Here is a 24549-nt window from a genome sequence, read left to right as displayed (position 1 = left end):
CAATCCTCACTCGACGCCTCGCGGCTTGCCGTCCTTGTCTTCCGGCGTGACGTCGACCGCTGTCGCGCGTCCGGTGATCTTGACCGGCGCGATGCAGTTCTTCATGCACGGATCCTTCTGCCAGAACGCCTTCTCGCTCGTGCTCCGGTCATCCATGATGAACCCGCCCTCGTTCGGCATCTTGATCGTGGCGAGATTGCTGTTGCTCAACTCGAAGTTCTGATCGGTGATTACGTCGTTCAGATAGAGCACATAGGCAACCAGCGCGTAGTACTCGTCGACCTTCAGCGACTGCGGGCTGCCGAACGGCATCGCGTGGCGGACGTAGTCGAACAGCGTCGAGGCGTAGGGCCAGTAGGAGCCGACCGTCTTGACCGGATTGTCTGATGTCAGCGATCCCTTGCCGCCGGCGAGCACCGGCCAGCGGCCGGCACCCTCGCCGAATTCGCCATGGCAGCTGGCGCAATTGTCCATGAACAGCTTCTCGCCCTGGGCGACGGTGCCCTTGCCGACTGGCAGCCCCTGCCCGTCCGGACGCACGTCGATGTCCCAGCCGCGGATCTCCTCGGCGCTCGGCGCGCGGCCGATGTTGAAGCGCTGCGGCGGCTTGGCCTCGGTTTTGGCCTCGGTCTTCTCGCTCGGACCGCCGGCGAATGCCACCGAGCCCGCAAGTGTTGCCAGCGCCGCAGCGGCAATGATGAGCTTAGGCGACCTCGACATTCTCGACCTCACCGTTTGCCTGCACGTGCCAGGTCTGGATGCCATTGTTGTGATAGATGGAGTTGTAGCCGCGGACCTTGCGCAGCTCGGCCTTGGACGGCTGGACGTAGCCGGTCTCGTCCTGCACCCGCGACTGCAGCAGCAGCGGCTCGCCGTTCCAATCGAACTCGTAGTAGAAGCGGGTCAGCGCCTTGTCGAGCACCGGGCCGTCGATCCGCGCCGGCCACCAGTTGCGACCGCCATCGAGCGACACGTCGACGCGCCTGACCTTGCCGTTGCCCGACCACGCCAGTCCCGAGACGATCGTAAAGCCCTTGCCATGCTTGATCGGCGCCTGCGGGCTCGGGCTGGTGATCACCGACTTGGCATCCATCGCCCAGGTGAAGCGCCGCGCCTTGCCGTTCGGCAAAAGGTCCGTGTATTTCGAGGTTTCCTCGCGGGTGTGCCAGGGCTGGTCGCCGACCTTGATGCGGCGCAGCCATTTGACCCAGAGATTGCCCTGCCATCCCGGCACGACCAGGCGCATCGGATAGCCCTGCTCGGGATACAGCGCCTCGCCGTTCATCTTGTAGGCGATGATGCAGTCGTCGAGCGCCTTCTCGATCGGCAGGCTGCGATCCATCGACGCGGAGTCGGCGCCCTCCACCAGCAGCCATTTGCCGTTGGTCTTGACACCGGCCTCTTCGAGCAGGGTGCGCAGCGAGACGCCGGTGTACTGCACGCAGTGGATCATGCCATGCGTGAACTGGCAGCCATTGAGCTGGGCACCGCGCCACTCCATGCCGGAATTGGCGGCGCATTCCATGAAGTGGATGCGGTTGACGCGCGGGTAGCGCTTGAGCTCGTCGAGCGTCAGCAGCAGCGGTCGCTCGACCAGGCCATGGATCATCAGCCGGTGATCGGCCGGATCGACGTCGGCCACGCCACCGTGATGGCGTTCGAAGCACAGCCCGTTCGGCGTGATGATGCCTTCGAGCTCATGCAGCGGCGTGAAGCTGACCGAGGATTCGCGCGAAGCCGTCAGCCATTCGACGTCGCGGCGGACAACGTCCTTCTCGAACTTCGACGGCTTGCCGTAGGGGCGCACAGCGACGCCCTCGCCGAGGGTGCGCGTCCATTCCGGCACGTTCGGCGGCTGGTTGGCGGGATTGCCGGCGCCGGCACGCGCCTGCGAGGCCAGCGCCGTGGCGGCAAGACCGCCGGCGGCCGTCAGGAAACCACGGCGCGACGCACGTGGGGCTGAGGGAAGTAGTTTGTCCTTGGACATCGTCGTCACACTCCGGAGACTTTGACGGCCCGGTTGGGCTCGAGACGCACGGTTTTCTGGCGCTGCAGATAGCTCGACACGACCTCCCAGATCGGCGGCCCCTGGGTGCCCTCGTTGACGCTGGCCCATCCCGCGACCTGATACTCGCGCGACGGATCGATCGCCGCACCGGTCTTGATCAGGCGCATGTCGGAGATGCGCTGCCCCTGCGGCTTGTTGACGTCGATGGCGTAGGACATGCCGCCGATGCGGACCATGTCGCCGCCCTGCTGGTAGTAGGGGTCGACGTTGAACAGGTTGTCGGCGACGTCCTCGATGATCTCCTTCAGCCGCGTGCCGGTCATGCCCATGCGATAGACGGCCGGATAGGTGATCGCGGTGGCGTTGGTGACGTCCTCGAAGGTGATGTCCTGGCCCGGCATCACGCTGGTGCCCCAGCGGAAGCCCGGCGACAGCGCGATCTCCGCATCGCGCTCCTGCAGCAGCGCCTGGCAGATGAGGTCGTCGAACGTGCCGTTGAAATTGCCGCGGCGATACAGCAGCGTCTCGGTCCGTCCCAGCGGGCGGGCGAGATCGGCGGCAAACGGCTTGCGCACCTCGGCGATCTTGGCCGCCATCGCCGGATCGGGCGTGATCACGTCGGAGAACAGCGGGATCAGCTTGTAACGATAGCCCTTCACCTCGCCGTCCTTGACGTCGAGATCGAGCCGCGAGACGAACTTGCCGGAGGAGCCCGACGCGATCAGCAGCGTCTTGCCGACCTTCACGGCCTCGGGCAGCGCATCATGGGTGTGACCCGTGAGAATGACATCGAGACCCTTGACGCGGCTGGCCAGCTTGCGGTCGACGTCGAAGCCGTTGTGCGACAGCAGCACCACGAGGCCGGCGCCGTCCTTGCGCGCCTTGTCGACCTGGGTCTGAACATCCTCCTCGCGCACGCCGAATGACCAGTTCGGAATCATCCAGCGGGGATTGGCGACCGGCGTATACGGGAAGGCTTGGCCGAGCACCGCGATCTTGACGCCGCCGCGCTCGATCATCGTCGAGGCTTCGAACGCCGGCTCGTTCCATTCGGTGTCGCGGATGTTGAGGCCGAGGAACGGAAAGCCGAGACCATCGACCGCCTGCTTGACGCGCTCGGTGCCGTAGGTGAACTCCCAATGCCCCGTCATCGCATCCGGCTTCAGCAGCGCCATGCAGTCGATCATGTCCTGGCCGCGGGTCTTCAGCGACGACCATGATCCCTGCCAGGTGTCACCGCCATCGAGCAGCACGACCTTGTCGCCGCGCTCGGCGCGGATGGCCTTGATGACGGTGGCGGCGCGGTCGAGCCCGCCGATCCGCCCGTAGGTCTTGGCGAGCGCCTCGAAATCCTCCGACGTCAGCGCATAGGCCGACGACGAGCCCGGCGCGATGCCGAAGCGGGTGAGGAAATCCTTGCCGGTGACGTGCGGCGGCTGGCCCTTGGCGTCGCCGACGCCGAGATTGGTCGACGGCTCCCGGAAATACAGCGGCATCAGCTGGCCGTGGATGTCGGTGACATGCACCAAGGTGACGTTGCCGACCGGATCGAACGCCAGCAGCTCCTTCTCGGTCAGCTTCTGCTGAGCAAAGGCGCGGGTCGCACCCGCAAGACCGGAGCCACCCGTCAAGGCAGCCGCCGCCAATGCGACCTGAACGAATTCGCGACGCGATATCATGATGTATCTTCCTTGTGTCCGCGGCTAGTTGCGGACCGACGGTGTCTCGACGGGCAGCCCGATGCCGCGCCAGGCGACGTAGACTTCGAGGGCGAGGAACTCGTCCGACAGCGGCTTGTAGGGCACGCCGCGAACGTCGAACATGCAGCCCTCGAACCGTTCGTGCAGCGGGATCAGGCGCTGATCGCGCAGCCGGTAGGTCGGAAAGCCGTTGGTCTGGCCTTGGCTCAGATAATCGGCGCGCATGAACTTGCCGTTGTTCTTCTCGTGGCAGGACGCGCAGGCAAGATCGAGCTGCCCGACCCGCGTATAGTAGATCTCCTTGCCCTTCTCGAACCATGGCGACATCGGACCGTCGGTCTTCACCGCCACCGGCATGCCGCGCGACTGGTAGCGGACGAACGCCGTCATGTCCGTCAGTTCCTTCGACTTGAAGGCCCAGGGCTGCGCCTTCATGTGCTCGGTACGGCAGATGTTGATCTGCTGCTCGAGATTGACCGGCTTGTTGAGCTTATCGCTCCATTTGGGCATGGCGGCGCCGACGCCCTTCATGGTCTTTTCCGCCTCGCCATGGCAGCTCATGCACGACTTGCCTTCGCTGCCGTCGACCGTCTTCCAGACGTCGGCGGCCCGCTCCACCGCGAGGAAGCCGGGATTCTCCAGGTCGTCATCCTGGAGCGCGCGCGTTTCCTTGGTGCGGAACTGATAGCCCGAGATGATGGTCTTGAAGACGTGACCGGGAGGCGCCGGAATGCCCTTCCGTTCGGCCTCCTGGCCGAACGTCGCGACTGCCGACAGGGCGAGCGCGGCCGAAGCCAGGACGGCGAGAGAACCGTAGCGAATGGACATCCGTCACTCCTCCTAGCGATCACACGCGGCCGATCAGGCCTTCAACGCGATCTTCTCTTCGGCCGTCACGACTGAGCCATCATCATCCGTCCAGGCGAACTTGAACGTGCCTTCCTCGTCGATCCTTGCGTCGAACTGGATGTACGGGTTGGCGGAGATCGCCGGCTCCAGCGCGCAGGAGAACACCGGCTTGCCGTTGAACTCGCAGGTGAACTTGTTGATGATCTTGCGCGGGATCGGCTTGCCCTGCGCATCCTTGCGCTGACCCGATTCCATCAGATGCGAGACCAGCGTCTTGATCTGGATGATCTCGCCCTTCTTGGCTTCCTTCGGAAGCTTGATCCGCGGCTTGTCTGCCATGTTCGTCTCTCCCCTGTCTCAGCCGCCGCAGCCGCCGATGGTGACCTTGACGGTCTTGCGCTCCGTGAAGAGCGAGCCGTCGCTCATCTTCGCGATTGCGATCACGTTCTGGGTCTGCGCCAGACGGATACGGATCGACGCCTCGGCCTTGCCGGACATCGGCGTGAACATCAGCGTGGCGACGCCGGCGTTCGGATTGCCGTCGGCCACGAACAGCACTTCCTTGACGTAGTTGTCTGGTGTCATCGGGCTTTCGACCGTGAGCGCGAGCGGCACGGTGTTGCCGTTCTCGGCGATCTCAGGCAGATCGAGCGTAATCTTGCCCTTGGCCGCTTCCTTGCCGCCGGTGAACTTCTTGATCATCTCGGCCGCGTCGTTGCTCGGCTCGGCGTTGGCGGCCATCGGCAGCACCGTCAGGGCGACGAAACCGCCGCCGAGAAGGAACGCCTGTCGTCTGTTGATTGCGCCCATGCATCATCCTCCAGAGGCGGTTATTTCAATGTTTCGAGAAAGGCGACGACGTCCTCGACCTGCGCGGCGGTGAGGACGGGTTTGCCGACGAACTCCGGCCTGACGCGATTGAGTCCGTCGTTCTTGTAGAAGGCGGGCATCACCGTATCGGTAAAGATACGCTTGGGATCGGCGACGATCAGGCGCAATTGCGCCGTGTTGTAGCGGGTCGCGACGCCGTCGAGCGACGGACCGAACTCGCCGTGAAACTCTTCCGACTTCAGCGACGACACCTGATGGCAGGCGAGACAATTGCCCAGCGTCCGCGTCAAGAACACTTTCTTGCCGGCATCGGCATTGCCGGGCGCGCCGGTCAGCGATTTCGGAATGGCATAGTCGACGACATCGAGCCTGATCGGCTCGTCACCTCGCGCGGCTGCCGACAGCAACACGCAGAGCAAGGCGGCCGGAATCAAACGGCGCATGTTTCCACCCTGACCGACGAGGCGTCCCCTCGCCTTACGATGAACACGACGGACTTACGATCCATCATATTCAAGAATTATGATTTGATAATGTGATTGGTGTCAAGCGTATTTCGATGCCGCACTGCACTCAACCCTTGGTCGAAGCGAGATAGTCGCGGAATGTGCCGCGCTCATAGGCCTTGTCGCGCACGAAGCGGAACATTGCGAGGAAATGCGGCGGCTTGAGATAGCCCGGCGCGCGAGCCACCTCGCGCGCGAGCGGCTCCTTCGCAGAGACGCCCTCGGCCGATGGCGGAAAGAACTGGAACGTCGGCGTGAAGCGGATCGCGTAACGCTCGGCGAGCTCCTTCTCGGTGAACTCCTTGCCGTCGAAGTCGATCACCTTGCGCGCGCCGAGCAGGTTGAGCTGCAGCACTTCGAAATTGGCACGGATGTAGTCCGTGATCCCTTGGTCGGCAAAGTTCACCAGATGAGTCTCGCGGCAATACGGGCAGCCGCGCAGCTCCCACATGATCGCAAGCCGCTTGCCTTCCGACGCCGCGCTTTCGAGATCCTCGCGCAGATCCAGGAAGCTGTTGAGAAACCAGGACTGGTGATAGAGCCCGTCGTCGCCGAGCGCCGCGTCGGCCTGCGCCGGCGCTGACGCCAGGCCGACGGCCGCCGCGGCAGAGAGCAGCGCAACCAGATCGCGCCGCGTCATCGTCCGGTTCGTCGTCATCAGCCTGCTCGCGCGCTTTGCCAAGTCCACTTTGCCAAGTCCACGGAATTTCGATACATGATATTCGAATAACAGAATGTGAAAAGGACATTCGATGCTGCGCCGCGTCATCATGCTGTCGCTCGTGCTGTCATGCCTCACGCATGGCGTCCGTGGGCACGCCGAAGAGAACGCGGATGTTGCTGCCTTCATGCACTCGGCGATGGCCAGCCTGCGCACAGCCGCGAGCTATGGCCGCACCGGCAATGTGGGCCTGGCGCAGATCGAGCTCGACGACGCCCGGATCGCCTGGGCCAGGCTCAGCCGGCTCGCCGAGCGCTCCAATGCGCCCTATTCGGCCAAATCCTTTGCAGAGCTGATCGCCACCGGAAACGATCGCCTGAAGCAGGCGGACGAAGCGCTGACCGCAGGTGACGGCGCGCGCGCTGCGGCGGCCATTGCCGCGTTGCGCCGGTCGCTTCACGCCCTGAGGCAGGACGCCGGCGTGGTCGAGCTCAGCGATTGCGTGTTCGAGCTGTCGCCCGTCATGGACGCGTTGCGCAACGCAGCTGCGCGGCTCGCAGCGGGCAAGGCCGAGCCTGGCGAGGTCGTCCAGGCCGGTACAGCGCTGCGCGACCGACTGCAACGCTGCAACGACCTCGCCGCGCCCGACGTGGCGAGCCAGGCCGAATTCCGCCGCCTGATCGACGGCGCCACGACGAGCGCCGGCGAGATCGGCCGCGCCGCGCGCGAGAGCGACGCCGGCCTGGTGCATCGCTATGAGATCGAGCTGCAGTCCTTCGTCAATCTATTGGACTTCCGCTTCGGCTGATCAGCCGATGGTGGCGAGCGACGGAAAGCGCTCGAAGATCCATTCCGACATCCGCGGGATCACGCCGGCGAGAAAGGCCGCGCCGGTCAGGACGAGAAAGCCGCCCATCGTCTTCTCGACCAGGGGGAGATGCGGCTTGATGCCCTTGAGCATGGTCATGAACTGCCCCGTGAAGGCCGCGGCGATCAGGAACGGGATGCCGGTCCCGACCGAGTAGGCAGCGAGCAGCAGCGCGCCCTTGCCGACCGTCGCCTCCGCGCCTGCCATCATCAGCACGGCGGCAAGGACCGGCCCCGCACACGGCGTCCAGCCGAAGGCGAAGGCAAGTCCCATCACGAACGCACCGAGCAGACCGGCCGGCTTGCTTCCGACGTCGATCGTCGCGCTCCGGTACAGCAGCGGAATCCGGAGTACCCCGAGGAAATGCAGCCCCATCGTGATGATGACGAGGCCGGCGAGGATGCCGAGCTGGCTGAGATGGCCGGCGATGAATCGCCCGAACACCGAGGCGGTGGCGCCAAGACCGACGAACACCAGCGAAAAACCGCCGACGAAGCACAGCGCCGTCAGCACCGTCCGCCGCCGCTGGGCCATGCTGGTTTCGCCGATCGCGTCGGCCGCCGAGACGCCGGCCATGTAGCACAGGAACGGCGGGACCAGCGGCAGAATGCACGGTGACAGAAACGACAACAGACCCGCGGCCAGCGCGGCCCCCAGCGTGACGTCGAGATCCATCTTTCCTCCCGGTCGGCCAGCGCTACATGCCCGGCCCGCCGGGCAGGATTCGGAAATCGCGCACTAGTACATATTCGAATTTAATGATAGATTGACCGACAAGTCCAGAGAGGATCTCGGCATGTCCAGCAGAAGTGCATCGCGCGGATTCGCAACGCTCGCAGGGGCGGTGGTGACCGGCATTTGCCTCTCGGCCCCGGCGTTTGCCTCCGAGCTCGTGATGTTCGAACGTCCGGGCTGCGGCTGGTGCGCCCGCTTCAACGCAGAAATCGGTCCGATCTATGCCAAGACCGACGAAGGGCGCGCGCTGCCGCTGCGACGGGTCGACCTTGCCAAGCCGCTGCCGACGGATCTTTCCGGCATCGATCCGGGAGCGTTCACCCCGACCTTCGTGGTGGTCGAGCAGGGCCGCGAGATCGGACGCATCCGCGGTTATCCCGGCGATGCGTTCTTCTTTGGGCTGCTCGGCCGCATAATGAATGCTACAAGCGGGGCTCCGGCCCGCTCCTGACGCCAACCGAGGGATTCAGAATTCATGCCGCTGCCGAAGTTGAAGGACATCGAAACCTCTGCCGAGCTCGAGCAGATGATCGAGAAGGCGCGGGAAGCCAGCGAGATGCTGAAGGCGCTGTCCCACGAGTCCCGACTTTTGCTGCTCTGCATCCTCGCCGAAGGCGAAAAATCCGTCACCGAGCTCGAGCAGTTCCTGGGCGAGCGGCAGTCGACCGTCTCGCAGCAGCTCGCCCGTCTCAGGCTCGACCGGCTGGTCACGACGCGGCGCGACGGCAAGACGATCTACTACAGCCTTGCGAGCGAAGATGTCCGCAAGATCCTGACGGCGATCTACGACGTCTATTGCGAGCCGGTCCGCAAGCGCCGCCGCTGAGAGGTTGGCCCTCGCGGTCTCGGGCTTCGCATCGGCGCGCCCTGTAGCGGCGCGAGAGGTCTGGCGTCCCCGCCGTTCCTGGCGCACAATGCCGGGAAACCAACGAGGATGTCGGAGAGGAATGCTCAGCCCATCAGCACTGACGTTCATGTGTGGGCTGCTCGCGGGCGCCGTTCTCGGCGTCGCCGGTCGCGCCGGCCGCTTCTGTACGCTCGCGATGCTGGAGGACGCGTTCTTCGGCGCCGATACCCGACGACTCAAATCCTTCGCGCTGGCGGCCGCGGTCGCGCTGGTCGCAACCCAGTTGCTCGCCAGCTTCGGCCTGATCGACCTGTCGCGCTCGATCTACTTGACGTCGTCCATTCCGCTCGGCGGCGCCATCCTCGGCGGCCTGTCGTTCGGCATCGGGATGGCCCTGGTCGGCACCTGCGGCTTCGGGACGCTGGTCCGTATCGGCGGCGGTGATCTGCGCGCCATCGTCGTGTTTCTGGTGCTGGGCGTGTCAGCCCTGGCCGCGATGCGCGGGCTCACGGGATTCCTGCGCATCTCGCTGATCGAGCCGCTCTCCATACGCCTGCCCGAAACGATGACCCAGGGCATGGATATGCTGCTGTCGCCCGCACTTGGCTCATATGCGCGGCCGGCAACCGTTTCCGTCGCAGCGGTCGCGCTCGCGGCCTGGGCATTGGCCGACGGGCGCCTCGTGAGATCGCCGCGCCTGCTGCTCTCCGGCCTCGCCGTAGGCTGTGCGGTGGCGTTCGGCTGGTTCGCTACCAGCTGGCTCGGCAATGACGATTTCGATCCGGCGCGCGTGGCATCCCTGACCTTCGTTGCCCCGCTCGGCAATACCGTGCTCTACATCGCCACGCTGTCCGGCAGCCGGGCCGACTTTGCGATCGGCTCCGTCGCCGGCGTGATCCTGGGCTCGTTCGTCGCGGCAATGTTTTCGCGCGTCTTCCGCTGGGAAGCCTGCGATGACGCGCGCGAGCTGAAGCGTCACATGACCGGCGCGCTGCTGATGGGCACCGGCGGCATCATGTCGATGGGCTGCACCATCGGACAGGGCCTGTCGGCATTCTCGACGCTGGCGGTCTCGGCGCCGCTGACGATGCTGGCGATCACCTGCGGCGCACGGCTCGGCCTCGAATACACCATGACCGGCGAATGGCGCCCTGCCGTGCGCAACCTGCTGCGTCTGACATCGTGACGGTGGCTGCGCTGTCGCAATGTGCAAGCTTGCCCCCACGCCAGGGCGATGGCGTTGTACCGCAGGCAGACGGATTGTGGATTTCGCCGTTGCTTCAATACTTCAGTTCAACGCGAGCTTCGCAGAATTGTCCGCCGGCTCACATGGTCGTGTGCGCGCCGTCCTGGTGATAATTCCCGCATCTCCGATGCCACGCTTCATGGGGAGACGGCACTGTCCTCAGCTGCACAGCAGCTCACAGGGAGGACGCGGCACAAACCAAAACTCCCGCAGCCTCGTCGGCTACGGGAGTTTCGTTCTCAATGGTTGCGGGGATAGGATTTGAACCTATGACCTTCAGGTTATGAGCCTGACGAGCTACCGGGCTGCTCCACCCCGCGTTAACTTGTGCGTCACCTTCAGAGAAGCGCCGGGCGGTCCTGGCAGACGCCTGAGGCGCTGCCGATCCATCCCAAAGGCTTCCTGAGAAGGCTTGAGCCCGCCGGCCGGGTCGGCCATCGGGTGCGGGCGGTATGTACCAATGCGAGGCCGGTTTGGAAAGGGCTTTCCGCAAGTTTTTTTGCCGGATTGTGACACCGCCCGCTACGAGCCTCGTTGTTCGAATTACATCGATAATCCAATCTCTTATGAGATCGGCCTGTTTGCCCGCCAGCATGAGGCGCACGGCCCAGGCTGGGAACAACGACAAAGTTCCTCGAGGGGCGGCGGCAGGGATCGACGAACCACACACCCGCCAAACGGTTTGGCTCTAGGCTATCGCCAGGCGGCGCAAACCGATGCCGTGCTTGCCAAGGGTTCCGCAACGCGGCAGCTTTAGGCCAACCAGAATGACGGCCCTGCACGCGGCCGCGGTACACGCGAGGAGACGTCCATGGACCAGTCCCTGAAGAGCCCAGCCCTCTCGGCGCTCGACGACGCGTTCCAGGCGCAGGTCGAGGCCTCCCGCAATGCGCCTCCACCCGCCCTCGCGGCGCGGCTCGACGGCCTGAAGCGGCTGCGAGCGATGCTGTCGGACAACGAGAAGCGCCTGGAGCAGGCGATCTCGGCCGATTTCGGCCACCGCTGCGCCGTCGAGACCACGATTGCCGAAACGCTGTTCCTGCAGGCCGAGATCAGGCACACGCTCAAGGTGCTGCCGCGCTGGATGGCGCCGCGGCGCATCGCCACCGCGCTGCAGTTCTGGCCGGCGCGCAACCGCCTGATTCCGCAGCCGCTCGGCGTGGTCGGCATCATCGCGCCGTGGAATTACCCGTTGCAGCTGACGCTGGCGCCGGCAATCGGCGCGCTCGCCGCCGGCAACCGGGTCATGATCAAGCCGAGCGAGCTAACGCCGCACTTCTCCGCGCTGCTCAAGGAGCTCATCGCGGCGAATTTCGACCCGACCCAGCTCATCGTCACCGGCATCGACGACGGCGTCGCGGAGACCTTTGCCGCGCTGCCTTTCGATCATCTGGTCTTCACCGGCTCGACCCGCGTCGGCCGCATCGTCGCCGAGGCCGCCGGGCGCAACCTGACCCCGGTGACGCTCGAGCTCGGCGGCAAGTCACCGACCATCGTCGACGTCTCCGCCGACATCGACGAAGCCGCGGAGCGGATCGCCTATGCCAAGCTGCTCAACGCCGGCCAGACCTGCATCGCGCCGGACTACGTGTTCGTGCCCGAGCCGCAACGCGACGCATTCGCGGGCAAGCTGCACCGGCAGATGCTGCAGATGTTCGGCACCAACCCGACCAATGACGACTACACGTCGATCATCTCCGAGCGGCACTATGCCCGGCTGGAAGGATTGCTGCGCGACGCGATCGCGCGCGGCGCCAAGACGCTGAGCACGACCAGTCCGGAAGATCCGGCCTGGAAGAAGCTGCGGAAATTTCCACCGACCGTCGTGGTCGGTGCAACCCCGGACATGGCGATCATGCAGGAGGAGATCTTCGGTCCCCTGCTGCCCATCATGACCTATCGCCAGTCCGACGAGGTGATCCGCCACATCAATGCCCACGACCGGCCGCTCGCGCTGTACTGGTTCGGCAGTGACGCGGCTTCGCGCGACACGGTGCTGGCGCGCACCGTCTCCGGCGGCGTCACCATCAACGACTGCCTGCTGCATTTTGCGCAGATGAACCAGCCGATGGGCGGCGTCGGCGCCTCCGGCACCGGCCACTATCACGGCGAATGGGGCTTCAACAGCTTCAGCAAGCTGAAGCCGGTATTCTACCGCTCGCCCTTCAACCGCATGAAGGACCTCTATCCTCCTTACGGCGCCAGCATCGCCCGAATCGAAAAGCTGCTGCGATTCCTGTCCTAGCCACACCAATCGTCATTCCGGGGCGCGCAAAGTGCGAACCCGGCCCCCGAGATGATGGGGTGCAAGCCTAACCCAATGGTTTCGCCAGCTGTGCGCGGCGCCGCCCTTGGAATGACATTCAAACAACAAGCAAGACAACATCAGGGAGAGATGCGTGACGGACGAGGTCGATTTCATCGTCGTGGGCGGCGGCAGCGGCGGCGCAACGGTTGCTGGCCGCTTGTCGGAAGATCCGGCGACATCCGTGGCGCTGCTCGACGCCGGGGGACGCAACGACAACTGGATCGTGACCACGCCCTACATGCTGTTCCTGATGGTCGCGGGGCCCGTCAACAACTGGTCCTTCACCACGGTGCCGCAGAAGGGCCTCGACGGGCGCAGCGGCTATCAGCCGCGCGGCCGCGGGCTCGGCGGCTCCTCGGCGATCAACGCCATGGTCTACATCCGCGGCCACCGCGCCGACTACGATCATTGGGCTTCCCTCGGCAACACCGGATGGTCGTATGACGACGTGCTGCCCTACTTCAAGCGCTCCGAGAACAATGCCGAGTTCGACGGCGAGTATCATGGCCGATCGGGACCGCTGCCCGTCAACCGGCTGCGGACCGACAATCCTGTGCACGAGATTTTCCTCCAGGCCGCGCGCGAAGCGCAGTTTCCGATCCGCGACGACTTCAATGCCGAGACGCAGGAAGGGCTCGGGCTCTATCAAGTCACGCAAGCCAATGGCGAGCGCTGGAGCGCGGCACGGGCCTACATCCAGCCGCATCTCGGCAGCCGCAGCAACCTGCGAGTCGAGACATCGGCGCATGCCTCGATGATCCTGTTCGAGGGCAAGCGCGCGGTCGGCGTGAAGTATCGCCAGGGCAAGGAGGTCAAGGAGATCCGCTGCCGGCGCGAAGTGATCCTCGCCTCCGGCGCGTTCCAGACCCCGCAATTGCTGATGCTTTCAGGCGTCGGCGACGCAACTGCACTGGCGCGGCTCGGCATCGCCAGCGTCCACCATCTGCCGGGTGTCGGACAGAACCTGCAGGATCATCCGGATTTCATCTTCGCCTACACCTCCGACAACCCCAACTTCTCTTCCCTGTCGCCGAAAGGCCTGCGTCGGCTGCTGGCGGGCATCGGCCAATATCGCCGCGAGCGCCGCGGCGTCCTGACCTCGAACTTCGCCGAATGCGGCGGCTTCCTGAAGACGCGGCCCGATCTCGACATCCCCGACATCCAGCTGCATTTCGGCATGGCCGTCACCGACGATCACGGCCGCAAGCGCCACGGCAATGGCTTCTCCTGCCATTTCTGTCTGCTCCGGCCGAAGAGCCGCGGCATGGTCGGCTTGAAGAATGCCGATCCGCTCGCCGCGCCGCTGATCGATCCCAACTTCCTGGGCGAGGCCGAGGATCTCGAGACCATGGTGGCCGGCTACAAGACGACGCAGCGGCTGATGCAGACGCCGGCGATGCGCAGCCTCGGCAAGCGCGACCTGTTCACGTCGGACGTCAGGACCGACGACGACATTCGCGCCGTCCTGCGCGCCCGCGTCGATACGGTCTACCATCCTGTCGGCACCTGCAGGATGGGCGTCGACGATCCACTCGCCGTCGTCGATCCCAAGTTGAAGGTGCACGGTCTCTCCGGCCTGCGCGTGGTCGATGCCTCGATCATGCCGACCCTGATCGGCGGCAACACCAATGCGCCGACCATCATGATCGGCGAGAAGGCCGCCGACATGATCAGGAGCGAGCTGAAAGGCTGAGTCCGCTTGCCATCGAGGGATATCAACCTGCGGATCAGCAGGGCCTCACGTCAGTAGGAAGCCGCCGTCCACGGTGACAACGCTGCCGGTCATGTAGCGCGAGGCGCTGGACGCCAGCAGCAGGATTGCGCCGTCAAGATCACTCTCATGGCCGACGCGCCGCTGCGGGATGCGCTTGATCAGCTTCTCGCCCGCAGGCGTCTCCCAGACGTCGTGATTGATGTCGGTGTCGATATAGCCGGGCGCCAGTGCGTTGACGCGGATGCCGCTCGCCGCAAACTCCAGCGCTAGCGCCTTGGTCGCCTGCACCACGCCGGCCTTGGAGATCGCATAAGGCGAGATGAACTTGACGACGCTGAAGCCGAGCACCGAGGCGATGTTGATGATGTTGCCGCCGGCCTTGCGCGCCGTCATGCGCCGCGCCGCTTCGGTTGCGGCGAAATAGGCGCCCTTCAGATTGGCGCCGATCACGGCGTCCCAATCCGCCTCGCTCTGCTCGACCGCGAGCTTCTCCACCGCGATGCCGGCGTTGTTGATCAGCACCGTGACGGGCCCGAGCGCGGCTTCGGCGACATCCATGCCCCTGGCGATCGACGTCGTGCTCGTCACGTCCATCTCGACCGCGGCGGCGCGACCACCCCTCGCCCTGATCTCCTCCTCCAACGCCTTGAGCTTGCCGGTCTGGCGCGCCGCGAGCGCAACGGCGGCGCCATGCGCCGATAGAACCCGCGCGAACTGCCGGCCGAGTCCCTGGCTCGCGCCAGTGATCAGGATCACCTCGCGGCTGACGTCGAACAGGTCGGACATGGTCCCTCCCACGGTTTCCTCATTTGTTGCAGCGCATTGATACAGACGATTTGAAACAGCGCAAACCGGAATCGTTTACCGGACCGGCCTACAACCGCGGCGGAGCAACCATGAACGCTTTCGACCTCGCCGCTTGTGCAGCACTGATGGTTGCCGTCTACAGCGGCTTCTCGACCGGGCTGTTGCGCAGCGCCATCACGATTCTGGCCTACCTGCTCGCGATGCCGCTGGCGATGGGCGCTGTCGCGGCGATGAGCCCGCAACTGCGCGACGTGCACGGGACTCCGCTGGCACAGAACTGGCTGCAGTTCTTCGCCGCCTTCGTCGTCATCGGCATGGCGCTGGGCAAGATCGGCCGCATCCTGCTCGACGAGGCGATCGGTTCCGAAGCCGGCTTCGGCGACCGGCTCGGCGGCGCTCTGCTGGGCGCAGTGCGCACCGGCATGGTCGCGACCACGCTGGTTCTGGTGTTCGACAGGATCGTTCCACCCGAGCGTCAGCCGCGCTTCCTCGAGGGCTCACGCCTGCGTCCGGTGCTCTCGCTCGCAGGCGCAAACGGCTTCCGCTCGCTGCCTCCGGAGGTCGCAAGCCTGATCGATCGGCTGAAGCAGGAACGGCGCATCTGATCGACCTGGCGACGCCGCCTCTCCCCTCCCTGGCGAGCCATGCAATTCGGCACAGGCCGGCTGCTCTTATCAGCGGCAATGCGGTTGGCTAGAATGCGCGCATCTTCCTTCCAGCCTCACTGACATATCGGAGTGATCAATCGTGGATCTCGGGATCAAGGGCCGCCGCGCCATCGTCTGCGCCTCCAGCAAGGGTTTGGGCCGCGCCTGCGCCATCGCGCTCGCCAATGAGGGCGTGCATGTCACGATCACGGCACGCGGCGCCGAAGTGCTGGCAAAGACCGCAGCCGAGATTCGCGCTGCCAATCCTGGCGTCACCGTGACGGAAGTGGCGGGCGACATCACCACGCCCGAGGGCCGCGCCGCCGTGCTGAAGGCCTGCCCGGATCCGGACATCCTGATCAACAATGCCGGCGGTCCGCCGCCCGGCGATTTTCGCAACTGGACCCGCGACGACTGGATCAAGGCGCTCGACGCCAACATGCTGACGCCGATCGAGCTGATCAAGGCGTCCGTCGACGGCATGATGGCGCGCAAATTCGGCCGCATCGTCAACATCACCTCGGCCGCGGTGAAGGCACCGATCGACATCCTCGGCCTCTCCAACGGCGCCCGCGCCGGCCTCACCGGCTTCGTCGCTGGCCTGTCGCGCAAGACCGTGATCAACAATGTCACCATCAACGCGCTGCTGCCGGGGCCGTTCGAGACCGACCGCCTGCTCTCGACGGCAAAGGGCGAAGCCGAGAAGCGCGGTGTCACGCCGGAGCAGATCCTCGCCGACCGCGCCAAGACGAACCCTGCAGGTCGCTTCGGCGATCCCGAGGAATTTGGACTCGCCTGCGCCTTCCTGTGCGGCGCCAAGGCCGGCTACATCACCGGCCAGAACATCCTACTCGACGGCGGCGCCTTCCCAGGCACGCTGTAAGACAGACTTCCTTGGGCGGTCTGGCGCGGAAACCTGCTACGCCAACCCCGGGCTTTCACCTCGCCCGCTTGCGGGGAGAGGTCGGATTGCGTCGCAAGATGCAATCCGGGTGAGGGGGGCTCTCCCGCGAACGCGGATGTCTGTGGAGAGTCCACCTCACCCAACCCTCTCCCCGCAAGGGGGCGAGGGAGCGCAGTGCCGGCGTAATAGGAATTCGAATCCAACTAATAAAGCTGTGAGTTCTGTTTGCCATCCGCGCTATGAATACAGCGACTCTACCTTTCCGAATGACCTACCGCTTCGTGGTCTCGTCCTCGTCGCGCTGGCTCGGGCTCGACGAATCCGCCGTGGTGCGGCCTTCCGTCCAGTCGATGCCGAAGGCGTCGAGACCTTCCGCAAGCAGATCGCCCAGCATCGGCTCGCCCAGCAGATAGCGCGCGGTGTGGCGGTCGCGCTGGCCAGCGGCCTCGCAGCGCAGATCGTCCCACTCGTCGATATCGCCGTCGCCGCGGCCGAGCCGCATCAAGGCGACGAGATCGGTCTGCTCGTCCTCGGTCATCGCGTTGATGAAACCGGTGATCTCGCGCACCACAGGATCATCGCCGCTATCCTGGAGCACGTCGACCATGTCGTCATCGACGGCATTCGAGCCGGATTCCTCATCGGTCGCCTGCTCCTTGACGTCGAACTCGCGCGCCTTTTCGATCAGGAAGGCGACCTTCTCGGGCGATATCGTCAGCTCTGGCATGGCGTTCTCCTCATGGACGGAATGCAGCAACGCTTGTTCCGGGCAGTTGATCCATTGCGCCGGAATAAGCCACGCGGCATCGTGACCGGCATCAAGAATACGACGAGGAAGCGCGCATGTCTTGGACGATCGGCCGGGTCAGGATCACCAAATTCGTCGAGCTGGAGACTGTCGGCGGCACCCGCTTCATCCTGCCGCAGGCAACGCCCGAGGCGATCCGCGAGCTGTCCTGGCTCGCGCCCGATTTTGCGACCGATGAAGGCCGGCTGAAGATGTCGATCCACACCCTGGTGCTGGAAACACCGACGATGCGGATCGTGGTCGACACCGGGCTCGGCAACGACAAGCAGGGCCGCAGCGTGCCAATGTGGAACAACCGCGCGACACCGTTCCTGGAGACGATGAGCGCTGCTGGCCTCCCGCCTGAGAGCATCGACATGGTGATCTGCACCCACCTCCATGTCGACCATGTCGGATGGAATACGCGGCTGGTCGACGGCCGCTGGGTCCCGACCTTTGCCAATGCGCGCTACGTCTTCGGCCGCAGCGAATATGAGCATTGGCGCAATCACAGCGAGGCCGCCGACGAGACCGCGACCTTCGCCGATTCCGTGCAGCCGATCGTTGCGGCCGGACGTGCGGAGCTCGTCGGAAGCGAGGCTGTGATCACCGACGAGATCACGCTGATCCCGACGCCGGGCCACAGCCCTGGTCATGTCAGCCTGCACATCCGCTCGGATGGCGCGCAGGCCCTGCTCACCGGGGACGTCGCCCATCATCCCTGCCAGATGGCGCATCTCGATTGGAGCTCGACGGTCGATTCCGATCCGGCGCAGGCGATCGCGACCCGGCGGGCGCTGTTCTCGCGTTTTGCCGACACTGAGACGCTGGTGATCGGCGGCCATTTCCATGCCGGCCATATCCGGCGGGACGGCGCCACCTTCCGCTTCGAGGCATTACAGGGCAGCGGCGACGCATAGCCCGCGAGGTTGAATTTCCTCCCGCCATGCTCCATGACAGGGCTCTGGAATACCAGCGAATTGAGGGAGAGAAACCAATGAAGCTTGTTCGCTACGGCGAGAAGGGCGCGGAAAAGCCGGGCCTGATCGACGCATCCGGCCAGTTGCGCGACCTGTCAGCGCATGTGGAGGACCTCGACGGCGCCGCCTATGCGCCGGAGTCCCTGAAGAAGCTCGCCGCGCTCAATCCGGCCTCCCTGCCCGCCGTCGCCGGCAAGCCGCGGCTCGGCGCCCCCGTCACCGGCATCTCGAAATTCGTGGCGATCGGTCTCAATTACTCCGACCATGCCAAGGAGACCGGCAACCCGATTCCGGCCGAGCCGATCTTCTTCCTCAAGGCCAACACCGCGCTGTGCGGCCCCTATGATCAGGTCGAGAAGCCGCGCGGCTCGACCAAGCTCGACTGGGAGGTCGAGATCGCCGCCATCATCGGCACCCGCGCCAAATACGTGTCCGAGGCGGAGGCGCTGAACCACATCGCCGGCTACACGATCTGCAACGACGTGTCCGAGCGCAACTTCCAGATCGAGCGGCTTGGCCAGTGGACCAAGGGCAAGTCGCACGACACGTTCGGCCCGGTCGGCCCGTGGCTCGTCACCAAGGACGAGATTCCAGACGTGCAGAACCTGTCGATGTGGCTCGACGTCAACGGCCAGCGCCGCCAGACCGGCACCACCGCGACGATGATCTTCTCGATGGCGAAGTGCATCTCCTACGTCTCGCAGTTCATGACGCTGCTGCCCGGCGACATCGTCACCACGGGCACGCCTCCGGGTGTCGGCATGGGCATGAAGCCGCCGACCTTCCTCAACGTCGGCGACGTCGTCACGCTCGGCATCGAGCGCCTCGGCGAGCAGCGCCAGGAAATCATCGAGGCGTAACACCATCCACCGTCATTGCGAGCGAAGCGAAGCAATCCAGGATGCCACGCGCGACTCTGGATTGCTTCGTCGCTTCGCTCCTCGCAATGACGGAGAACCATCTGTCGCGAGCCAACAGGAATACGTCGATGAAACTCACCTTCTCGCCCGCCTCGCCGTTCGCCCGCAAGGTGCGCATCGCCGCCATCGAGCTCGGGCTGATCGACAAGATCGAATTCATGGCCGCAGCGGTGACGCCGGGCCAGGCCAATGAGGAGTATTCGAAGATCACGCCGCTGAAGAAGCTGCCGGTGCTGATCCTCGACAACGGCGACGTGATCCTGGATTCCTATGTGATCGTCGAGTATCTCGACGAGCTCGCCGGCGGCAACAAGCTCATTCCGGCATCGGGTCCCTCGCGCTGGAAGGTGAAGAGCGAGCATTCGATGCTGCAGGGCATGCTCGATTCGATGCTGTTGTGCCGCTACGAGGCGATGGTGCGCCCGGAGGGCCTGCGCTGGCAGGCGTGGTCCGACGACCACTGGAACAGAGCCTGGATGGGCATGGCGCGCTTCAATGCGCAGCCCGACTTGATGACGCGCCCGTTCGACATCGTCTCGATCGGACTCATCTGCGTGCTCGGCTATGCTGATTTTCGGTTTGCGGATTGCGGCTGGCGCAAGGCGTTTCCGACGCTCGACGCGTTCCACAACAAGATGCTGGAGCGGGAATCGGTGAAGGTCTCGGTGCCGCCGGCGGCTTGATCGCCGAACAGGAGCTGACGTGACGCTGACATTCTCGGTTGCAGACACGACCATTCATCGCATCATCGAGCAGGAAACCACGTTCCTGCCGGCGCGCGAGATGTTTCCGGAGCTGACGCCGGAGATGCTGGCAGCGGAACGCAGCGCGCTGCAGGCGGCCGGTGCCCTCGATGCGCAGGACACGCTGATCCTGTGCTTTCAGTCCTACGTGGTGAGGACGCCTCACCACACCATCCTGATCGACAGCTGCATCGGCAACGACAAGCCGCGCGCGCGGCCGGTCTGGAACATGAAGACCGACGACACCTACATGCGGGCGCTTGCGACTGCGGGCGTGTCGGTCGACGACATCGACGTCGTGATGTGCACCCATCTGCACACCGATCATGTCGGCTGGAACACGCGGCTCGACAACGGCCGCTGGGTGCCGACCTTTCCGAATGCGCGCTACGTCTTCGCGCAGCGCGAATATGATTACTGGGTGGCGCAGAACGCCAAGGCCGAGGTGCCTCCATTCGCCGACAGCGTGCTGCCGGTGGTCGAGGCCAAGCGCGCCGACATCGTGAAGGATGGATTCGCGATCGGCGATCACGTCCGCCTGCTGCCGACGCCGGGGCACACGCCCGGCCATGTCGCGGTCGCCGTCGGTAAGGGCAAGGACGACGCGGTGTTCTCCGGCGACCTGATGCACTCGCCGCTGCAGCTTGGGCTTCCCGAGCTGTCACCGAAATTCGACGTCGATCCGGCGCAGGCCGCAGCGACGCGGCGCACCTTTCTCGATCGCTATTGCGACACGGCGACGCTGTGCTGCACGGCCCATTTTCCCTCGCCCTCGGTCGGGCGCATCAGGCGCAAGGGCGACGGCTTCGTCTGCGAGACCGTGTAATGCTCGCAGATCTCAGTCGACGATGAACAGCTTGGCGCCTTTCGGCGTAAAGGACCGATGGGCAGCGTCACCGAAGTCGGAGACCTGATAGCTCATGCCCGCCGACAGAGTGAACCTGCGGCCGTCCTTGAGCTCGCTCTCGAGCTCGCCTTCCGTCACCAGAAGGATGTGGCCGCGATCGCACCAATGATCGGCGAGATAGCCCGGCGTGTACTCGACCTGCCGCACCCGGATGTCGCCGATCATCAGCGTCCGCCAATAGGCCGTGCCCTGCTCTCCCGGATGCTCGGTCACGGGAACGGCCGACCAGTCGGTCACGGTGAAGGGAAGGGTCGGAATTTTCATCGGCGCGCTCTGGTTGGAGATGGGTTGGCGGGGTCGAGACCGCGCCACCGCATAGAGCGAGCCGCGCCGGAGATCAAACCCGCCTTCCAGTAGCGTTCTGCCGTCAATCGAACAGGCTGGGCGTATGGTTCACCGCGGCGCCCTCGATCGCCAGCATCCTCAGCTTGGTGTCGACGCCACCATTGGCGGAGAAGCCGCCCGGCTTGTTGCCGGCCGCGAGCACGCGATGGCATGGCACCACGATGGGACACGGGTTGCGGCCCAGTGCCTGACCGACCTCGCGCGACAACTCGACGCCGCCGAGCTGTTTGGCGATGTCGCCATAGGTCAGGGTCCGGCCCGGCGGGATCCGGCGCGCGATGTCGTAGACGCCGCGCTGGAATGCGCTGACGCCGTCGAGATCGAGAGCCACGTCGGTGAGATCATCCGGCTCTCCGGCCAGTAGCGCCTTGACGCGGGTGATGACGCGCTGCACATGCGCCGGCGGCTCATCCTCGCCGATGCCCGGGTGGCGCTGCTGCATCCGGGTCCGGGTCTGCGCGACGCCGCCCATCGGCAGTTGCACCGCGTTGATTCCGCGCGGTCCCCAGGCGATCGCGCAAGTGCCGATCGCGGTCTCGAAAAGTGCGTAGAAGTGGTCAGACATGGCGGGCTCCATCGTCGATCTGCCCCGTATCATCTGCCAGTCAAAATAGGCTTGGAGAATGTTGCGATCCACCCGGATTCTGCCAATGTCGACAGCGGAAGCACAGTGACGCCCATCGGCAGGCCGAGAGGATGGGAGCACGACGCAGAGGCAGCCCGGTGCAAAGAGCGGGAGCCCCGTCCGAGGAAGCCAAGGCGAGGGAGAAGGACATGAAGCTGACCCCGGAGCAGATTGCATTCTTCAACCGCGAGGGCTGGCTGTTCCTGCCCGAGCTGTTCAGCCCGGAGGAGACCGCGTTCCTCGCCCACGAGGCGGAGGCGATCTACGCCGCCAACAGGCCCGAGGTCTGGCGCGAAAGGAGCGGCGCGCCGCGCACGGCGTTTGCCGCCCATCTCTACAACGACGCCTTCCGCGTGCTCGCGGCGCATCCGCGCATGATCGAGCCGATCGAGCAGATCTTCGGCGAGAAGGTCTACATGCATCAGTTCAAGATCAACGCCAAATCGGCCTTCACCGGCGATGTCTGGCAATGGCACCAGGACTACGGCACCTGGAAGCGCGACGACGGCATGCCGGAACCGCGCGCGATGAACATCGCGATCTTCCTCGACGAGGTCATGCCGATCAACGGCCCCTTGATGCTGGTGCCGCGCAGCCAGCATGCCGGCGACCTCGAGGCGTCGCACGATCTCGCGACGACGTCCTATCCATTGTGGACCTTGGACGAGGCGACGGTGACGCGGCTGGTCGCGGAAGGCGGCATCGTCGCGCCAACCGGAAAGCCGGGTGGCATGCTGATGTTCCACGGCAATCTTGTGCACGGCTCGGCCGGCAACATCACACCCTATCCGCGCAAGATCGTGTACCTCACGCTCAACGCCGTCTCGAACCATATCCGCAGCCCGACGCGGCCGGAGTACATCGCGCATCGCGACTTCACGCCGATCGAGACGGTGCCGGACGATGCGCTGCTACAACTGGCGCGGGCGCATCGCGAAGCGGCGGAGTAGAGCACAGCACTCGCCACGAAAAATGTCGTCATGCCCGGGCTTGACCCGGCCATCCATCAATCAGGACGACGGCCCCCGTTGGGGATGGATGGCCGGGTCAAGCCCGGCCATGACGGGGAAACTGATAGCCGCCCTACCGCGCCTCCAAGAAACGCTGGAATTCTCCAATGAACCTCCACGCCCTCCTCCAAGCGCGCAATGCCTCCGGCAAGCCCGTCCGCGTGGCACTGATCGGCGCCGGCAAATTCGGCTCGATGTTTCTGGCGCAGGTACCGCATGTCGCGGGCCTCGAGGCCCCCGTCATCATCGACCTCGATCCCGAGCGCGCCCGCGACGCGTGCCGGACGGTCGGCTGGAGCGCCGAGCTGATCGCGCGCACGAATTTCAGCCCCGATGGTTCGAAGGCGACGGGTGACGGCGTTGATGTCGTTGTCGAAGCGACTGGCAATCCTGCTGCCGGCATCCGCCATGCGCGCGCCGCGATCAAGGCTGGCAAGCACATCGTGATGGTCAATGTCGAGGCCGACGTGCTGGCCGGGCCGCTTCTTGCGGAAGAGGCGCGCAAGGCGGGCGTGGTCTATTCGCTGGCCTATGGCGACCAGCCGGCGCTGACAGCCGAGCTCGTCGACTGGGCACGCGCGACCGGCTTCCACGTGGTCGCGGCCGGCAAGGGCACGAAATATCTGCCGGCCTATCACGACGTGACGCCGGACGGCGTCTGGCAGCATTACGGGCTGACGGCGGGCGAAGCACAGTCTGCCGGCATGAATCCGCAGATGTTCAATTCCTTCCTCGACGGCACCAAGTCGGCCATCGAGATGGCCGCGATCGCCAACGCGACCGGGCTCGACGTGCCCACGGACGGACTACTGTTTCCACCTTGCGGTGTCGATGATCTGCCCCATATCCTGCGCCCGCGCGACCGCGGCGGCGTGCTGGAACGATCGGGCATGGTCGAAGTGGTGTCATCGCTGGAACGCGACGGACGGCCGGTGTTTCGCGATCTGCGCTGGGGCGTCTATGTCGTGCTGGAGGCGCCGAACGACTACGCAGCGGACTGCTTCCGCCAATACGGCCTGAAGACGGACGCCAGCGGCCGCTATGCGGCGATGTACAAGCCCTATCACCTGATCGGGTTGGAGCTGAACGTCTCGGTGCTGTCGGCGGCGCTGCGGCGCGAGCCGACCGGACAGCCGCTCGGTTTCCGCGGCGACGTCGTCGCCGTCGCCAAGAAGGACCTGCGCGCCGGCGAGATGCTCGATGGTGAGGGCGGCTACACGGTCTGGGGTAAGGTGATTCCGGCGCGTACAAGCCTCCAGCTTGGGGCGCTGCCGATCGGATTGGCGCATCGCGTGAAGCTCAAAGACGACGTTGCTCATGGTGCAGTCGTGCGGTGGGGCGACGTCGACGTGGACAACATGGACAGCGATATCGTCGCGACCCGCAAAGGGATGGAAATGGCGTTCGCGCGCGGATTCACTCCCGAGCCTCACCCCTCTCGCGGTCAATAAAAAGCCCCGACCGACGGCCGGGGCTCTGAGATCACGTGACGTCTGGGCTCAGTTGTCATCCTCGCCGAAGGCAGCGGCGAGCTTGTCGTAATATTTGACGACGAGATCGATGTTGCCCTTGTTCTCGACCTCCGGTGGCTTCGCCTTCAG

General features: G+C 65.0%; 28 protein-coding genes and 1 tRNA gene (1 of these 29 cut by a window edge). 14 read left to right on the top strand and 15 right to left on the bottom strand.

From position 1 onward, the window contains the following. Nucleotides 1-6: 6 nt before the first annotated feature. The 8 genes from QX051_RS27840 to QX051_RS27805 all read right to left on the bottom strand — a co-directional run bounded on the left by QX051_RS27840 (nucleotide 7) and on the right by QX051_RS27805 (nucleotide 6552). The gene (locus QX051_RS27840; protein ID WP_315778329.1) at nucleotides 7-765 is read right to left on the bottom strand and encodes a cytochrome c; all 759 of its coding nucleotides are present in this window, start codon (nucleotides 763-765) and stop codon (nucleotides 7-9) included. Next, nucleotides 704-1987 (bottom strand): sulfite dehydrogenase, encoded by a 1284-nt coding sequence (soxC, locus tag QX051_RS27835; protein WP_315778328.1) that lies wholly within the window; start codon nucleotides 1985-1987, stop codon nucleotides 704-706. The genes QX051_RS27840 and soxC overlap by 62 nt, the downstream gene beginning before the upstream one ends. 5 nt (nucleotides 1988-1992) lie before the next feature. Next, nucleotides 1993-3687, bottom strand: a complete 1695-nt coding sequence (soxB, locus tag QX051_RS27830) for a thiosulfohydrolase SoxB (protein ID WP_315772268.1) — start codon at nucleotides 3685-3687, stop codon at nucleotides 1993-1995. Nucleotides 3688-3711: 24 nt separating this feature from the next. After that, the gene (gene soxA / locus QX051_RS27825; RefSeq protein WP_315778327.1) at nucleotides 3712-4536 is read right to left on the bottom strand and encodes a sulfur oxidation c-type cytochrome SoxA; all 825 of its coding nucleotides are present in this window, start codon (nucleotides 4534-4536) and stop codon (nucleotides 3712-3714) included. A 33-nt stretch (nucleotides 4537-4569) separates the two neighbouring features. Further along, nucleotides 4570-4896 (bottom strand): thiosulfate oxidation carrier complex protein SoxZ, encoded by a 327-nt coding sequence (soxZ, locus tag QX051_RS27820; RefSeq protein ID WP_315718309.1) that lies wholly within the window; start codon nucleotides 4894-4896, stop codon nucleotides 4570-4572. Nucleotides 4897-4914: 18 nt separating this feature from the next. Continuing rightward, a complete protein-coding gene (gene soxY / locus QX051_RS27815; RefSeq protein WP_315778326.1) occupies nucleotides 4915-5367 on the bottom strand; it encodes a thiosulfate oxidation carrier protein SoxY in 453 nt (150 codons plus the stop codon). A gap of 20 nt (nucleotides 5368-5387) precedes the next feature. Then, on the bottom strand, nucleotides 5388-5831 hold the full coding sequence (gene soxX, locus QX051_RS27810) for a sulfur oxidation c-type cytochrome SoxX (protein ID WP_315755995.1): 444 nt from the start codon (nucleotides 5829-5831) through the stop codon (nucleotides 5388-5390). Nucleotides 5832-5961: 130 nt separating this feature from the next. Further along, the gene (locus QX051_RS27805) at nucleotides 5962-6552 is read right to left on the bottom strand and encodes a thioredoxin family protein (protein WP_315778325.1); all 591 of its coding nucleotides are present in this window, start codon (nucleotides 6550-6552) and stop codon (nucleotides 5962-5964) included. 94 nt (nucleotides 6553-6646) lie between these two features. Here QX051_RS27805 and QX051_RS27800 point away from each other — a divergent pair, with 94 nt between their 5' ends. Beyond that, nucleotides 6647-7363 (top strand): hypothetical protein, encoded by a 717-nt coding sequence (locus QX051_RS27800; RefSeq protein WP_315778324.1) that lies wholly within the window; start codon nucleotides 6647-6649, stop codon nucleotides 7361-7363. On the opposite strand, the gene QX051_RS27795 is transcribed toward QX051_RS27800, so the two are convergent. Continuing rightward, nucleotides 7364-8098 carry a cytochrome c biogenesis CcdA family protein gene (locus QX051_RS27795; protein WP_315778323.1) on the bottom strand — a complete coding sequence of 245 codons (735 nt, stop codon included), beginning with the start codon at nucleotides 8096-8098 and terminating at the stop codon, nucleotides 7364-7366. Nucleotides 8099-8219: 121 nt separating this feature from the next. Between QX051_RS27795 and QX051_RS27790 the strand changes: the two genes are divergently transcribed. From QX051_RS27790 to QX051_RS27780, 3 genes are all read left to right on the top strand, one after another. Next, complete coding sequence (locus QX051_RS27790; RefSeq protein WP_315778339.1) at nucleotides 8220-8609, top strand: thioredoxin; 390 nt, start codon at nucleotides 8220-8222, stop codon at nucleotides 8607-8609. Between the two features lie 24 nt (nucleotides 8610-8633). Further along, on the top strand, nucleotides 8634-8984 hold the full coding sequence (locus tag QX051_RS27785; protein WP_315755991.1) for a metalloregulator ArsR/SmtB family transcription factor: 351 nt from the start codon (nucleotides 8634-8636) through the stop codon (nucleotides 8982-8984). 121 nt (nucleotides 8985-9105) lie between these two features. After that, nucleotides 9106-10191, top strand: coding sequence for a YeeE/YedE family protein (locus QX051_RS27780; RefSeq protein WP_315736267.1), 1086 nt, complete (start codon nucleotides 9106-9108; stop codon nucleotides 10189-10191). A gap of 303 nt (nucleotides 10192-10494) precedes the next feature. Here the strand turns inward: QX051_RS27780 and QX051_RS27775 are convergent. Next, nucleotides 10495-10571: transfer RNA gene (locus QX051_RS27775), tRNA-Met, on the bottom strand. Between the two features lie 491 nt (nucleotides 10572-11062). Here QX051_RS27775 and QX051_RS27770 point away from each other — a divergent pair. Then, nucleotides 11063-12496, top strand: coding sequence for a coniferyl aldehyde dehydrogenase (locus QX051_RS27770; RefSeq protein WP_315778321.1), 1434 nt, complete (start codon nucleotides 11063-11065; stop codon nucleotides 12494-12496). A gap of 154 nt (nucleotides 12497-12650) precedes the next feature. Continuing rightward, nucleotides 12651-14252: a GMC family oxidoreductase gene (locus QX051_RS27765; protein WP_315778320.1), complete on the top strand. Its 1602-nt coding sequence runs from the start codon at nucleotides 12651-12653 to the stop codon at nucleotides 14250-14252. Nucleotides 14253-14297: 45 nt separating this feature from the next. On the opposite strand, the gene QX051_RS27760 is transcribed toward QX051_RS27765, so the two are convergent. Next, nucleotides 14298-15059 (bottom strand): SDR family oxidoreductase, encoded by a 762-nt coding sequence (locus QX051_RS27760; RefSeq protein WP_315778319.1) that lies wholly within the window; start codon nucleotides 15057-15059, stop codon nucleotides 14298-14300. 110 nt (nucleotides 15060-15169) lie between these two features. Here QX051_RS27760 and QX051_RS27755 point away from each other — a divergent pair, with 110 nt between their 5' ends. Together QX051_RS27755 and QX051_RS27750 are read left to right on the top strand one after the other, a co-directional pair. After that, a complete protein-coding gene (locus QX051_RS27755) occupies nucleotides 15170-15685 on the top strand; it encodes a CvpA family protein (protein WP_315778318.1) in 516 nt (171 codons plus the stop codon). Nucleotides 15686-15827: 142 nt separating this feature from the next. After that, nucleotides 15828-16610 carry an SDR family oxidoreductase gene (locus tag QX051_RS27750; RefSeq protein ID WP_315778317.1) on the top strand — a complete coding sequence of 261 codons (783 nt, stop codon included), beginning with the start codon at nucleotides 15828-15830 and terminating at the stop codon, nucleotides 16608-16610. Between the two features lie 292 nt (nucleotides 16611-16902). Here the strand turns inward: QX051_RS27750 and QX051_RS27745 are convergent, their stop codons facing one another. Beyond that, on the bottom strand, nucleotides 16903-17358 hold the full coding sequence (locus tag QX051_RS27745) for a DUF3775 domain-containing protein (RefSeq protein ID WP_315778316.1): 456 nt from the start codon (nucleotides 17356-17358) through the stop codon (nucleotides 16903-16905). Nucleotides 17359-17474: 116 nt separating this feature from the next. Here QX051_RS27745 and QX051_RS27740 point away from each other — a divergent pair, with 116 nt between their 5' ends. From QX051_RS27740 to QX051_RS27725, 4 genes are all read left to right on the top strand, one after another. Then, complete coding sequence (locus QX051_RS27740; protein WP_315778315.1) at nucleotides 17475-18338, top strand: MBL fold metallo-hydrolase; 864 nt, start codon at nucleotides 17475-17477, stop codon at nucleotides 18336-18338. A gap of 77 nt (nucleotides 18339-18415) precedes the next feature. Continuing rightward, nucleotides 18416-19258: a fumarylacetoacetate hydrolase family protein gene (locus QX051_RS27735; RefSeq protein WP_315778314.1), complete on the top strand. Its 843-nt coding sequence runs from the start codon at nucleotides 18416-18418 to the stop codon at nucleotides 19256-19258. A gap of 128 nt (nucleotides 19259-19386) precedes the next feature. Further along, nucleotides 19387-20001, top strand: a complete 615-nt coding sequence (locus QX051_RS27730; RefSeq protein WP_315778313.1) for a glutathione S-transferase family protein — start codon at nucleotides 19387-19389, stop codon at nucleotides 19999-20001. Between the two features lie 19 nt (nucleotides 20002-20020). Continuing rightward, nucleotides 20021-20887 (top strand): MBL fold metallo-hydrolase, encoded by an 867-nt coding sequence (locus QX051_RS27725; protein ID WP_315778312.1) that lies wholly within the window; start codon nucleotides 20021-20023, stop codon nucleotides 20885-20887. Nucleotides 20888-20899: 12 nt separating this feature from the next. On the opposite strand, the gene QX051_RS27720 is transcribed toward QX051_RS27725, so the two are convergent. Both QX051_RS27720 and QX051_RS27715 read right to left on the bottom strand, forming a co-directional pair. Continuing rightward, a complete protein-coding gene (locus QX051_RS27720) occupies nucleotides 20900-21232 on the bottom strand; it encodes a DHCW motif cupin fold protein (RefSeq protein WP_315778311.1) in 333 nt (110 codons plus the stop codon). Nucleotides 21233-21335: 103 nt separating this feature from the next. Beyond that, nucleotides 21336-21878, bottom strand: coding sequence for a methylated-DNA--[protein]-cysteine S-methyltransferase (locus QX051_RS27715; RefSeq protein ID WP_315736256.1), 543 nt, complete (start codon nucleotides 21876-21878; stop codon nucleotides 21336-21338). 209 nt (nucleotides 21879-22087) lie between these two features. On the opposite strand from QX051_RS27715, the gene QX051_RS27710 reads away from it, so the two are divergent. Together QX051_RS27710 and QX051_RS27705 are read left to right on the top strand one after the other, a co-directional pair. Continuing rightward, complete coding sequence (locus QX051_RS27710) at nucleotides 22088-22888, top strand: phytanoyl-CoA dioxygenase family protein (RefSeq protein WP_315778310.1); 801 nt, start codon at nucleotides 22088-22090, stop codon at nucleotides 22886-22888. Nucleotides 22889-23055: 167 nt separating this feature from the next. Beyond that, on the top strand, nucleotides 23056-24399 hold the full coding sequence (locus QX051_RS27705) for an NAD(P)H-dependent oxidoreductase (protein WP_315778309.1): 1344 nt from the start codon (nucleotides 23056-23058) through the stop codon (nucleotides 24397-24399). A gap of 48 nt (nucleotides 24400-24447) precedes the next feature. On the opposite strand, the gene QX051_RS27700 is transcribed toward QX051_RS27705, so the two are convergent. Further along, nucleotides 24448-24549, bottom strand: the end of a protein-coding gene (locus tag QX051_RS27700) for a hypothetical protein (RefSeq protein WP_315736253.1). Its footprint extends 492 nt past the window's final position; 102 of the gene's 594 nt are visible here — the last part of the coding sequence; its start codon lies off the right edge, out of view — the gene reads right to left on this strand; it ends in the stop codon at nucleotides 24448-24450.

It is taken from the genome of Bradyrhizobium sp. SZCCHNR1053 (genome assembly GCF_032381235.1).
Classification (GTDB): Bacteria; Pseudomonadota; Alphaproteobacteria; order Rhizobiales; family Xanthobacteraceae; genus Bradyrhizobium.
The sequence above is the reverse complement of the archived record's forward strand: the minus strand, read 5'-3'. Positions and strand labels throughout refer to the sequence as shown.

What these genes read in the sequence shown, in the direction of transcription:
- QX051_RS27840 (WP_315778329.1), bottom strand. Translation starts at nt 765, where the DNA reads ATGGCATCCAGACCTGGCACGTGCAGGCAAACGGTGAGGTCGAGAATG.
- soxC (WP_315778328.1), bottom strand. Translation starts at nt 1,987, where the DNA reads ATGTCCAAGGACAAACTACTTCCCTCAGCCCCACGTGCGTCGCGCCGT.
- soxB (WP_315772268.1), bottom strand. Translation starts at nt 3,687, where the DNA reads ATGATATCGCGTCGCGAATTCGTTCAGGTCGCATTGGCGGCGGCTGCC.
- soxA (WP_315778327.1), bottom strand. Translation starts at nt 4,536, where the DNA reads ATGTCCATTCGCTACGGTTCTCTCGCCGTCCTGGCTTCGGCCGCGCTC.
- soxZ (WP_315718309.1), bottom strand. Translation starts at nt 4,896, where the DNA reads ATGGCAGACAAGCCGCGGATCAAGCTTCCGAAGGAAGCCAAGAAGGGC.
- soxY (WP_315778326.1), bottom strand. Translation starts at nt 5,367, where the DNA reads ATGGGCGCAATCAACAGACGACAGGCGTTCCTTCTCGGCGGCGGTTTC.
- soxX (WP_315755995.1), bottom strand. Translation starts at nt 5,831, where the DNA reads ATGCGCCGTTTGATTCCGGCCGCCTTGCTCTGCGTGTTGCTGTCGGCA.
- QX051_RS27805 (WP_315778325.1), bottom strand. Translation starts at nt 6,552, where the DNA reads ATGACGACGAACCGGACGATGACGCGGCGCGATCTGGTTGCGCTGCTC.
- QX051_RS27800 (WP_315778324.1), top strand. Translation starts at nt 6,647, where the DNA reads ATGCTGCGCCGCGTCATCATGCTGTCGCTCGTGCTGTCATGCCTCACG.
- QX051_RS27795 (WP_315778323.1), bottom strand. Translation starts at nt 8,098, where the DNA reads ATGGATCTCGACGTCACGCTGGGGGCCGCGCTGGCCGCGGGTCTGTTG.
- QX051_RS27790 (WP_315778339.1), top strand. Translation starts at nt 8,220, where the DNA reads ATGTCCAGCAGAAGTGCATCGCGCGGATTCGCAACGCTCGCAGGGGCG.
- QX051_RS27785 (WP_315755991.1), top strand. Translation starts at nt 8,634, where the DNA reads ATGCCGCTGCCGAAGTTGAAGGACATCGAAACCTCTGCCGAGCTCGAG.
- QX051_RS27780 (WP_315736267.1), top strand. Translation starts at nt 9,106, where the DNA reads ATGCTCAGCCCATCAGCACTGACGTTCATGTGTGGGCTGCTCGCGGGC.
- QX051_RS27770 (WP_315778321.1), top strand. Translation starts at nt 11,063, where the DNA reads ATGGACCAGTCCCTGAAGAGCCCAGCCCTCTCGGCGCTCGACGACGCG.
- QX051_RS27760 (WP_315778319.1), bottom strand. Translation starts at nt 15,059, where the DNA reads ATGTCCGACCTGTTCGACGTCAGCCGCGAGGTGATCCTGATCACTGGC.
- QX051_RS27755 (WP_315778318.1), top strand. Translation starts at nt 15,170, where the DNA reads ATGAACGCTTTCGACCTCGCCGCTTGTGCAGCACTGATGGTTGCCGTC.
- QX051_RS27745 (WP_315778316.1), bottom strand. Translation starts at nt 17,358, where the DNA reads ATGCCAGAGCTGACGATATCGCCCGAGAAGGTCGCCTTCCTGATCGAA.
- QX051_RS27740 (WP_315778315.1), top strand. Translation starts at nt 17,475, where the DNA reads ATGTCTTGGACGATCGGCCGGGTCAGGATCACCAAATTCGTCGAGCTG.
- QX051_RS27735 (WP_315778314.1), top strand. Translation starts at nt 18,416, where the DNA reads ATGAAGCTTGTTCGCTACGGCGAGAAGGGCGCGGAAAAGCCGGGCCTG.
- QX051_RS27730 (WP_315778313.1), top strand. Translation starts at nt 19,387, where the DNA reads ATGAAACTCACCTTCTCGCCCGCCTCGCCGTTCGCCCGCAAGGTGCGC.
- QX051_RS27720 (WP_315778311.1), bottom strand. Translation starts at nt 21,232, where the DNA reads ATGAAAATTCCGACCCTTCCCTTCACCGTGACCGACTGGTCGGCCGTT.
- QX051_RS27715 (WP_315736256.1), bottom strand. Translation starts at nt 21,878, where the DNA reads ATGTCTGACCACTTCTACGCACTTTTCGAGACCGCGATCGGCACTTGC.
- QX051_RS27710 (WP_315778310.1), top strand. Translation starts at nt 22,088, where the DNA reads ATGAAGCTGACCCCGGAGCAGATTGCATTCTTCAACCGCGAGGGCTGG.
- QX051_RS27705 (WP_315778309.1), top strand. Translation starts at nt 23,056, where the DNA reads ATGAACCTCCACGCCCTCCTCCAAGCGCGCAATGCCTCCGGCAAGCCC.